The 10,591-nt window shown below is 32.0% G+C and carries 11 protein-coding genes and 1 pseudogene; 6 read left to right on the forward strand and 6 right to left on the reverse strand.

The genetic code is table 11. The features are described 5' to 3' along the window. The 4 genes and pseudogenes from B3J44_RS05490 to B3J44_RS05505 all read right to left on the reverse strand — a co-directional run. Nucleotides 1-712, reverse strand: a pseudogene (locus tag B3J44_RS05490) (hypothetical protein); the annotation flags it as partial. Next, nucleotides 709-1,272 carry a sigma-70 family RNA polymerase sigma factor gene (locus B3J44_RS05495; RefSeq protein WP_349678286.1) on the reverse strand — a complete coding sequence of 188 codons (564 nt, stop codon included), beginning with the start codon at nt 1,270-1,272 and terminating at the stop codon, nt 709-711. The pseudogene B3J44_RS05490 and the gene B3J44_RS05495, both read right to left, overlap by 4 nt. A gap of 39 nt (nt 1,273-1,311) precedes the next feature. Then, nucleotides 1,312-1,713, reverse strand: a complete 402-nt coding sequence (locus B3J44_RS05500) for a hypothetical protein (protein ID WP_286966651.1) — start codon at nt 1,711-1,713, stop codon at nt 1,312-1,314. An 8-nt stretch (nt 1,714-1,721) separates the two neighbouring features. Beyond that, nucleotides 1,722-2,597, reverse strand: a complete 876-nt coding sequence (locus B3J44_RS05505; RefSeq protein ID WP_198858168.1) for a protease complex subunit PrcB family protein — start codon at nt 2,595-2,597, stop codon at nt 1,722-1,724. A 187-nt stretch (nt 2,598-2,784) separates the two neighbouring features. On the opposite strand from B3J44_RS05505, the gene rmuC reads away from it, so the two are divergent. The 4 genes from rmuC to B3J44_RS05525 all read left to right on the forward strand — a co-directional run bounded on the left by rmuC (nt 2,785) and on the right by B3J44_RS05525 (nt 6,026). After that, nucleotides 2,785-4,158: a DNA recombination protein RmuC gene (gene rmuC, locus B3J44_RS05510; protein WP_198858167.1), complete on the forward strand. Its 1,374-nt coding sequence runs from the start codon at nt 2,785-2,787 to the stop codon at nt 4,156-4,158. 75 nt (nt 4,159-4,233) lie between these two features. Continuing rightward, the gene (locus B3J44_RS05515; RefSeq protein ID WP_286966654.1) at nt 4,234-4,782 is read left to right on the forward strand and encodes an acyl-CoA thioesterase; all 549 of its coding nucleotides are present in this window, start codon (nt 4,234-4,236) and stop codon (nt 4,780-4,782) included. Nucleotides 4,783-4,823: 41 nt separating this feature from the next. Next, a complete protein-coding gene (locus B3J44_RS05520; protein WP_198858165.1) occupies nt 4,824-5,219 on the forward strand; it encodes a VOC family protein in 396 nt (131 codons plus the stop codon). 240 nt (nt 5,220-5,459) lie between these two features. Then, entirely contained in the window at nt 5,460-6,026 is a 567-nt protein-coding gene (locus B3J44_RS05525; protein WP_198858164.1) for a YceI family protein, read from the forward strand. A 4-nt stretch (nt 6,027-6,030) separates the two neighbouring features. Here B3J44_RS05525 and B3J44_RS05530 read toward each other — a convergent pair whose 3' ends face one another. After that, nucleotides 6,031-6,942, reverse strand: coding sequence for a TIGR01777 family oxidoreductase (locus B3J44_RS05530; protein ID WP_286966657.1), 912 nt, complete (start codon nt 6,940-6,942; stop codon nt 6,031-6,033). 98 nt (nt 6,943-7,040) lie between these two features. Here B3J44_RS05530 and B3J44_RS05535 point away from each other — a divergent pair, with 98 nt between their 5' ends. After that, on the forward strand, nt 7,041-7,700 hold the full coding sequence (locus tag B3J44_RS05535; RefSeq protein ID WP_286966659.1) for a TetR family transcriptional regulator C-terminal domain-containing protein: 660 nt from the start codon (nt 7,041-7,043) through the stop codon (nt 7,698-7,700). Beyond that, the gene (locus B3J44_RS05540) at nt 7,700-9,004 is read left to right on the forward strand and encodes an ABC1 kinase family protein (RefSeq protein ID WP_286966661.1); all 1,305 of its coding nucleotides are present in this window, start codon (nt 7,700-7,702) and stop codon (nt 9,002-9,004) included. The genes B3J44_RS05535 and B3J44_RS05540 overlap by 1 nt, the downstream gene beginning before the upstream one ends. Before the next feature lie 276 nt (nt 9,005-9,280). On the opposite strand, the gene B3J44_RS05545 is transcribed toward B3J44_RS05540, so the two are convergent. Further along, entirely contained in the window at nt 9,281-10,576 is a 1,296-nt protein-coding gene (locus B3J44_RS05545; protein ID WP_286966726.1) for a cryptochrome/photolyase family protein, read from the reverse strand. Between the last annotated feature and the right edge of the window lie 15 nt (nt 10,577-10,591).

The raw sequence follows: 10,591 nt of genomic DNA on the forward strand, positions 1-10,591 counted from the left end.
TGAAAGCAATATTTTTGTTGTTTTTAGCTGTCAATTGTTCGTCAAAAATAGATTTTGAGAGCGATTTGTTTGCTGTCGAATTAAATTTACTTTGTTTGCCAAATGCAATACGTTCTTCAGAAATCCCTTTATTAGAAGTTTTTAAATTATTTCCTAAGATAGATTTGCTAGAAGATTTTACAAGCGATTTATCTTCTGAAATACTAGAATTTTGAAATGCAACCGATTCGTTTGGAGTATTGGCAACATTTGGAGTACTATATTTAGAATCTTTTTTATTCGTTTTGTTTTTAGAATTTGTTTGAGCTACAGAAGTCTCTTGAACTTGAATTCCAGATTTGGTATTAAATTGATTTTTTCTTACAGAATTTTCATTTAAAGAATCTACCGTTTTACCAATATTTTTATTTTGATCTAAATTTTTGTTGCTAGAGTTGTCATTTGTTTTTTTGTCAAGAACAACACTATTGTTGCTGTTTTCTAAACCGCCTTTGTTGAGGTTGATATTTTCAGGCGAAGCAGTAAAATGTAATATTGAAGGCAGAAGCAACCCTAATAATAAGCATGCAGCAGCCGACCACCAAAGAACAACTCTCTTCTTCTTTTTAGGTTTGTCTAATTTTTCTTCAATCTGACTCCATAATTCTGGAGGCGGAACACTCGAAAAGTCTTCCATTGATGAAAAAATATCTTCTATTTTATGCTTCTTCATGCTGTTTTAAAATTTTTTATGCTCAAAATTCGCTTTTGTAATATATGTTTGGCGCGATTTAGATTTGATTTTGATGTCCCTTCGGAGATCTTTAGTAGTTCGGCGATTTCTCTGTGTTTCATTTTTTCAAATACATACAAGTTAAAAACCGTCCGATATTGATCTGGCAAATCCCGAATGTATTCTAGTAGTTTTTCCTGTTCTATCGGAATAACTTCTAATTCCTCTTCTTCTATAAAATCGGTGTCAGGATCAAAAACATCCAAATAGAAACTCTCTTTTTTCTTCTTATTTAAAGTCTCGATGAGTTTGTTTATAAAAATCCGTTTTAGCCACCCCTCAAAACTTCCTTCAAACTTATACTGGCTTATTTTCTGAAAGGCAATTACAAAAGCTTCTTGAAAAACATCTTTCGCATCATCTTCGTTCTTCATATATTTCAAACAGATGCCATATAAAACAGGAGAGAACAACTGATAAATTTTCAGTTGTCCCTCTCTGTCATTTTTAATGCACAGTTTGATATATTTTTCTAACTCGTCTTTCAAGAAATGGTTCAAATTTGATTTTGCAAAAATAGTTTTAAATAGCTTACAAAACTATCTTTTAAAAATAGTTCGAGTACCATCTTGATGGTTACTTACTATTGTTAAGTTTTGATTGTCAAGGTTTTCTATTGCGTAGGTTTTGCCTTCAAACGTAATTAGATCACGTTCTGATTGGTCAAAATATGCTTTTCCTTTTTCTATCTGATAAACACTGTTTCTTATTTCTACATTGTTTTTATAAGTAATAACTCTTCCGTTTTGGGTGAAGATAATTTTCTTAGTAAACCCAATTGATTTTGGGGTAGCCACATAAGGATTGTTAGAACCTCCTATAGATTTTTCCCAAATCCAAGTATTGATTATTGATCCTGTAATTTTTTCTTTAGAAGAATTTACAGAAATCATTGATGTAAAAAGAAAGCAGGCAATAAAAGATAAAAAGAGATGCTTCATGATTTAAATTATTTTAAGCTTGTAATTTTGTCTTGAATCTTTTTCTTGAATTGTTTTACATCAGCACTTTGATCTGCTGTGTCATTGTTGTCTATATAAATTTTTGTAGTGTTTCCTGCTTGACGCAATTCAAAATAAACTCCGCCTTGATCTCCTGCATCTGGAGTACCGTATGTTTTAGTTTGTCCTTTTAAAGCTAAAATCTCTGCAGGAACTTCTTTTAAAAGTAAAGTATATTCGCCTCTTTTAATTGTTGGAGTATATCTGTATTGTCCAAAATCATATTGTTTTGCACCAACATTTAAGAATTTTAAAGTGTTGTAATCGTTAATTTGGTAGAATTTTTGGCAATCTGAACTAGCACATTGGTTGTTAAAACTTCCAATAACAATATTATCTGCATTCTCTGTTGTTTTGTTGAAAATCATTCCTTTTGACGTTTTCGGAATCAAAACAAAATTAGTTGGGTAAGTTGGGGTTTGAGTTACATTTTCGCCAACAGCTGGGGTTTTTTCGTAATAGTTCACAACAATTTCGCAATTGTTTTCTACAATAGAGCTAATTACAATTTCGTAACCGCTTGTAGGTTTAGCGCCAGCAAAAAGTCCAACCAAATATTCTTTTGTAAAATCAATATTCGGATCACTTGCAACAGGGCAATTGTTAGTATGTTTTGTAAAATATTGATTCATTTTTTCCTGAGATCCAACAACAATTGCGGCAGGATTATTTTGCAATGTTTTTTCGCTATAATTACATGAGAAAGGAAAACCAGTAAAATTTACAACAGTATTAGAACCACAATCTACATAGTTATTTCCATCATTAAGAGAACAGGCACTGAATCCGAAGGCTACAAATAAGCCAAGCATTATTTTTTTCATAATTATTTTGATAGGTTTATATTTTAGTAGATAGCAGTTTTAAAAAAAGGTTGCGTTGAGGTTCTTATTTTTTTTGAAAAAATAAAATGTTGGTTTAGTTTGAATTGAGAATGAATTAGTGAAATTTCCGTTTTAAAAACTAAGCACTACGTATTATTGCGTACTTTTACGTAAAATAAACTTAGTTATGTCTGATTATATACCGTTTTTATTAGGCTTTGTTGTTGCCCTTTTTATGGGTATATACGTAGGTAGAATGCTTTCTGCATCAAAATTTCAGTCAGAAAAAGTCATTTCTGAGGAAAGATTGAATGCGTTAAACGGTCAATTGCAAATGCAGAAAGAGCAGTTTGAAAACGAAAAAAATAATTTTCAGAAACAATTGCAGTTAAATATTGCTGAGAAAGAAAACATCCGAACCGAAAAAGATAGTTTGGCAATTCAGCTTTCTAAAAAAGAAGTTGATTTTGAAAATTTATGGGAACGTCATAAAGAACAAAAAAGCGAAATCAATGAACTTCAGGAAAAATTCACTAAAGAGTTTGAAAATCTTGCAAATAAAATCTTAGAAGAAAAATCGGCTAAGTTTACCGAACAGAATACCGTTAATATGAAAAATATCCTAACTCCTTTGCAGGATAAAATTTTGGTATTTGAACAGAAAGTAGAACAAACACATAAAGAAAGCATAGATTATCATGCAGCACTTCGTCAGCAGATTATTGGTTTGAGTGAAATGAACGCGCAAATGAGCAAAGAAACCTTAAATCTTACTAAAGCTCTAAAAGGCGACAGTAAAATGCAGGGAAATTGGGGAGAATTGGTTCTAGAACGTGTTTTAGAAAAATCGGGATTAGAAAAAGGAAGAGAATATGAAGTCCAGCAAAGTTTTACCAATAGCGAAGGAAATCGTGTTTTGCCAGACGTTGTAATTAATCTTCCAGATGGTAAGAAAATGATTGTTGATTCTAAAGTTTCGCTTTCAGCTTACGAAAAATGGGTAAACGAAGAGTCGGAACTTTTAAAAATAGAATTTCTTAAAGAACATGTTATTTCTATAAAAAGGCATGTTGAGCAATTGGGAAGTAAAAACTATCATGATTTGTATCAAATGGAAAGTCCAGATTTTGTACTGCTTTTTATTCCAATGGAACCCGCTTTTGCAATTGCTTTAAACGAAGATCCCTCTTTATATACAAAAGCATTTGATAGAAATATTGTAATTGTTACGCCAAGTACACTTTTGGCAACTTTACGAACAATTGACAGTATGTGGACGAATCAAAAGCAGCAAGAAAATGCTTTAGAGATTGCAAGACAAGCAGGAGCTTTATATGATAAATTTGAAGGCTTTGTGTCCGATTTAGTCCGAATAGGAAATAAAATAAAAGACACTAAAACTGAATACGAAAGCGCCATGAATAAACTGGTTGACGGAAAAGGAAACCTGATTTCGAGCGTAGAAAGATTAAAAAAAATGGGAGCAAAAGCAAAGAAATCGCTTCCAGACAATATTATTGCAAGAGCGATAAATTCAGATGAAAATGAGTTATTGAATTAGAAGGATAAAGACGCAAGAAGAAAGACTAACGTAATATAGAATACAACTAATCAAAAAAATACCAAAAACAAAAACATGAGTACAGATTTTAAACCCGTTTCATCATCAAAAGTTAGTATATCAGAATTAATGTTGCCTTCGCATACCAACTTTAGCGGGAAAATTCACGGAGGATATATTTTACAATTGTTAGATCAAATTGCCTTTGCATCAGCATCAAAATTCAGCGGAAATTATTGTGTGACTGCCTCTGTAGATACGGTAAACTTTTTGAAACCAATCGAAGTTGGAGAATTAGTAACAATGAAAGCTTCTGTAAATTATGTTGGAAGAAGTTCTATGATTGTAGGTATACGTGTAGAAGCAGAAAACATTCAGACAGGAGCTATCAAACATTGTAATTCATCTTATTTTACAATGGTTGCCAAAGATAAAGACGGAAAAAGCGTTCCAGTTCCAGGATTGATTTTATCTAATTTGGAAGAAGTGCGCCGTTTTAGAAAAGCAATAAAACATATCGAAGTTCGAAAAGAAGTAGAAGAACACGAAAAATTGACCAATATTAATTCTATCGAAGATTTGGCGAGCCTTGAAAAATATAATGTTCTTTTAGAAATTAGCTAAATTTTCTTATATTTATTGAAATCATTAAATATTTAGAAAGCATGGTCAAGTTTGGATATACAATTTTATATGTTGAAAATGTCGAAGAAACTATTTCGTTTTACGAAAACGCATTTGGTTTTTCGAGAAAATTTGTCACACCAGATAATGATTATGGCGAATTAATTACGGGAGAAACAACACTTTCATTTGCTTCAAAAAAATTAGCTTCAAAAAATTTACCTGATGGTTTTATCGAAAGCAGTTTAGAAGACAAACCTTTTGCCATAGAAATTGGCTTTATTACAGAGAATGTTCCAGAAGTTTTGCAAAAAGCTACTTCTTTTGGAGCTGTTATTGTTTTAGAACCTGTAGAAAAACCGTGGGGACAAGTTGTAGCATACGCAAGAGATTTAAACGGATTTTTGATTGAGATTTGTACAGAAGTAAAAAGTTAAGTTTTGACAATATTTGACATCTCATACCTCTTATTTTTCAATTAAAACATTCACAAATATTTAGCATAAGTTCTAAAACTTCGCATACAAAAATTCCGTAACTTTAAGTGTAATTATTGGGTTACGGAAATTTTTCACTGAGTATTGCCGTTCGATTTTTTTCAGATTAATTAGAATCTGATTTTATTTTCTCTTAGTCAGAATAAATGGAATGACATAATTGTTTAAATGAAGACGATTATGAAAACAACTACTTTATTATTTTTACTTTTTACTGCTTTTTCTGTCATTGCCCAAGACAAATTTTTTACAAATACAGGGACAATAAATTTTGAAGCGTCTGTTCCGCTATTTGAAGAAGTGAGAGCTGTAAATAGACAAGTTGCCATACTTTTAGAACCTAAAACAAGTACTTTTATCTGTACTGTTATTATCAAAGATTTTCGTTTTAAATTAGATTTGATGCAAGAGCATTTCAATGAAAATTATATGCAAAGCAATCGTTATCCTAAAGCTGTGTTTAAAGGAAAGATTGAAAAATTTGATTTGAAAGATATTAATGAGGTTGAAAAACAATACCAAATAAAGGGCAAGCTTAATTTGCGCGGAAAGTCGAAGGAGATTATCGTAAATGCTTTGATAAAAAGAGTTCCAGAAGGAATTCAGGTTATTTCCGATTTTCCAATTGCAGTATCTGATTTCAATATTAGTATTCCAACTACTATTGCGGCTAAAATTGCAAAAACGGCCAATACAGAACTGACGGGTGTTGTGCGCAGTGATGACACGATGCTAACACTTAAGTAAAAAACTACTTTATACAGTTTATAAGTGTCTTTTCTAGATCGGTAAACTGAAACTCAAAACCTGTTTTCTGAATTTTTTCTGAAGAAACACGTTGTCCTGTCAAGACAGCTACACTCATTTGCCCAAGTAAAATCTTTAACACAAAAGGCGGAACTTTTGGCAGCCATATACTATAATCGTATAGTTTTGCCATAGTTTTAGAAAATCGAGCATTTGTGGTATTGTCAGTAATACAAGCATTGTAGGCACCTTCAAGTTGGTTGTCTTCAATGCTTTTTAAATAAATCTGACATAAATCTTCAACATGAATCCAAGGTAGATATTGTTTGCCTGAACCTAATACGGCACCAAAACCGGACTTAAAAGTAGGAATCATTTTTTTTAAGAAACCTTCATTTTTGCCCAAAACAATGCCAGTCCTAATTTTGACTGTTCGAATATTTAAAGAACTAATTTTATCGGCAGCGCTTTCCCATTTTTGACATGTAATGCCAAGAAAATCATCAGCTGGCGGAGTATTTTCAGTACAGATTTTATGACTTGTAATGGCACCATAAATTCCAATACCAGAAGCAGAAATAAAGGCTTCCAGTTTTTTATTGTTCATTTCTAAAACAGAATAGATCATTTCTACTGGTCTTACGCGGCTTTCTATAATAGCTTTTTTGCGTCTTTTGGTCCATCTTTTTTCTACTATTCCTTCGCCTGCAAGGTGAATGATATAATCGGCATTTAGAATTGCATTTTTATCAATGTAATTTTTCTTTATGTCCCATTTATAATAGGTAATTCTTGCACTGTCTTTTTTATCAGAACGACTCAAAACAGAAACAGAAAAACCTGCTTCGATCAGAACATCTGTCAAATATTTTCCAATGAAACCAGTTCCGCCTGTTAATAGAACATTTTGAGCCATAATAGTTTATAATATATTTAACAGTGTATAGTGTTTAAGGATTAGTAAAGGTACTTAAACAATGTTTACCTTTATGGCAAATTCTAAATTTTAATAAAATGGCGACTAAAAAAAAGGTAATTACCAAGGATGATATCGTTTCAAAATATATGGAAGAGGTTCTAGAAAAGGGACAAAAACTAAAATCGGTTTATCATTTTGCCAAAGAAAATGATTTTACTGAAGCTGAGTTTTATACTTTCTTCGGAACATTAGAAGGTTTAGAAAAAGAAATATTTCGACTGTTTTTTGAAAACACAGTCAATCTTCTTCATAAAAACGAAGAGTATCAAGGATATGACATGAAGAATAAAATGTTAAGTTTTTATTTTACTTTCTTCGAAATCCTAACAGCAAACAGAAGTTATGTTTTGCAATCGCTTAAAATAGATAGAAATCCGCTTAAAAATTTAGTTCAGTTAACGACGCTTAGAAATAGTTTTAAAGATTATGTTGCTGAAATTTTAACCGACGATTATAGATTAGAACAAGAAAGATTTCAGAAGTTTCAGGAAAAAACGATTCAAGAATCTTCTTGGTTGCAATTAATGCTAACCATTAAATTCTGGATGGAAGATGAATCTCCTGCTTTTGAGAAAACCGATATTTTTATAGAAAAGTCGGTTAATGCCTCATTTGAATTGATGAATGTAGCTCCGATGAATCATTTGCTTGATTTCGGAAAATTTTTGTTCAAAGAAAAAGTATACAGTAGATAATGAAAACGATAGATTATATCCCAACTTCAAAAATTGAAAGAGCGGGAAAATTGGTTCAGACCGGTGCTAAAATTGGTGTAAACTACGTAAAGCATTATGCTGAGAAAATGGTAAATCCAGATCTAACCCGTGATAAACTAAACGAAAACAATGCAGAAGATATTTATGACGGACTAAAAAGCTTAAAAGGAAGTGCTCTTAAAGTAGCTCAGATGCTGAGTATGGACAAGAACTTTTTACCTCAAGCTTATGTAGAGAAGTTTTCTTTGTCGCAGTTTTCTGTTCCGCCACTTTCTGCTCCTTTGGTTTTAAAAACCTTTAAAAGCAATTTTGGAAAAACTCCATATGAAATTTTCGATGAGTTTAATCCGAATTCTGTCAATGCAGCAAGTATTGGTCAGGTGCATTTAGCAAAGAAAGGAGATAAAAAACTAGCCGTTAAAATTCAATATCCAGGCGTTGCCAATAGTATTTCGTCAGATTTGGCTTTGGTAAAACCAATTGCGATTAGAATGTTTAATCTTCAAGGAAAAGATTCTGATAAATATTTCAAAGAAGTTGAAGATAAACTGATTGAAGAAACTAACTATTTGTTAGAATTAAAACAAAGCCAAGAAGTGGTTGATGCTTGCAGCAAGATTGAAAATATTACTTTTCCTAACTATTATCCTGAGTTTTCATCTGAGAAGATTATCACAATGGATTGGATGACAGGAATTCATCTTTCTGAGTTTACAGCCCAAAATACCAATCAAGAAGCAGGAGATAAATTAGGTCAAGCACTTTGGGATTTTTACATGTATCAGATTCACGTTTTGAGAAAAGTTCATGCAGATCCACATCCTGGAAATTTTTTGGTAGATGATCAAAACCAATTGATTGCTTTAGATTTTGGATGTATGAAACAAATTCCAGACGATTTCTACACACCATATTTTGAGCTAATCAACAAAAATGTAATTACCGACGAAAAGCTTTTTAATGAGAAATTATTCGAATTAGAAATCCTTCGTCAAGATGATACACCTGCAGAAATTGAATATTTTACCGAAATGTTTCATGATTTGTTATCGCTTTTCACAAAACCTTTCCAAAACGAAACTTTCGATTTTGCTGATGAAAAATTCTTCAATGCAATTGCCGAATTAGGAAAACGTTTCTCAGAAGATACAAACCTTAAAAAAATGAACGGAAATCGTGGTTCTAAGCACTTTATTTACATGAATCGTACTTTCTTTGGTTTGTACAATTTAATGTTTGATTTGAAGGCTAAGATTGTAGTTGATAATTATTTGAAATACTAAGTTTTAAATTCCAATTTTAGGGATGTAGAACTTTGTCAAAGTTTAAAACTTTGACAAAGTTTTTTTTTCATTAGTTTGTCATCCTGAGGAACGAAGGATCACACTTGCAAATCGACAAAGGTTGGCGACATTCTGTGCGGAGTTTCTAGTGTGATCCTTCGTTCCTCAGGATGACAAAAATGAGAATAAATCTGCTAGATCAGCAAAATCTGCGGGAAACAAAATTTAAGCATCTAGAAAAAACTTGAAGCTTTAAACCTAAAACAAAATAAAACTTTATTTCAAAATCCCAGCCTTGTAAGTAGAAATCGCACGATCTCTAGCAAAGGCATGATCAACCATTGGTTCATTATAACCAAAATCAAACTCGGGAATCCATTTTCTAATATATTCTCCTTTTTCGTCAAATTTCTTTTGTTGTATTTCGGGATTGAAAACTCTAAAATAAGGCGCTGCGTCGCAACCTGTTCCTGCTGCCCATTGCCAGTTTCCTACGTTTGATGCCAATTCGAAATCTAGAAGTTTTTCTGCGAAATAGGCTTCGCCCCATTGCCAATTGATGAGTAAATGTTTGCAAAGAAAACTTGCCACAACCATACGGACACGATTGTGCATATAACCAGTCTCATTTAATTGGCGCATTCCGGCATCAACCATTGGGTAGCCTGTTGTTCCCGAACACCAGCGTTTGAAATCTTCCTCATTATTTCGCCATTGAATTCCGTCATAATTGGACTTGAAATTATGATTAATGCAATTCGGAAAACTAAACAGAATCTGAATGAAGAATTCTCTCCAGATTAATTCACTCAAAAAAGTCTGATTTTTTCTGTTTGCCCAATTTACTAATTTTCGAATACTCACTGTTCCAAAACGCAAATGTGGAGAAAGATATGAAGTACTGTCTAAAGCTGGAAAATCTCTCGTTTCTTTATAATTAGCAATTTGAGTTAAGTTGTGCGGAAGTACTTTTATAGCACTTCTTTCAAAACCGATTTCGGCTAATTCAGGAAACTTGAATTTATTCTTCGCAAAATTAGATTGATATGAAGCCGAATCGTATTCTGGTGCTGAGCCTGAAAGATGATATTTCTCCAGCCATTTGTTTTTATAAGGCGTGTAAACGGTATAAGGAAGTCCATCTGCTTTTGTGATTTCTTTTTCTTCGAAGATTACATGATCTTTAAAAAAGAAAGATTCAATGTCATTTTCCTTTAATAAAGATGAAATTAAGCTATCACGTTTAATAGCAAAAGGTTCATAATCTTTATTGAAGAAAACAGATTGAATGTCAAATTCTTTAATGAGTGATTTCCAAACGTCTTTTGTTTTTCCTTTTTTGATTAAAATGGAAGAATCGATTTTGTTTAATTCTGTATTTATCTTTTCAAGAGAATCATAAATAAAAGTTACTCTGGCGTCATTTTTTGGAAGATGTTCTAGAATATCATCATCGAAAATAAAAAGAGGAACAACAGGAAAGTCTGATTGCAAGGCATGAAATAAACCTGTATTATCTTCTAAACGCAAATCACGTCTAAACCAGAATAAGGTAACTTTTTGTTTAGTCATTGTTTTTGTTTTTTT

The sequence above is a fragment of the Flavobacterium sp. UBA4854 genome, assembly GCF_002399805.1.
Classification (GTDB): Bacteria; Bacteroidota; Bacteroidia; order Flavobacteriales; family Flavobacteriaceae; genus Flavobacterium; species Flavobacterium ginsengisoli.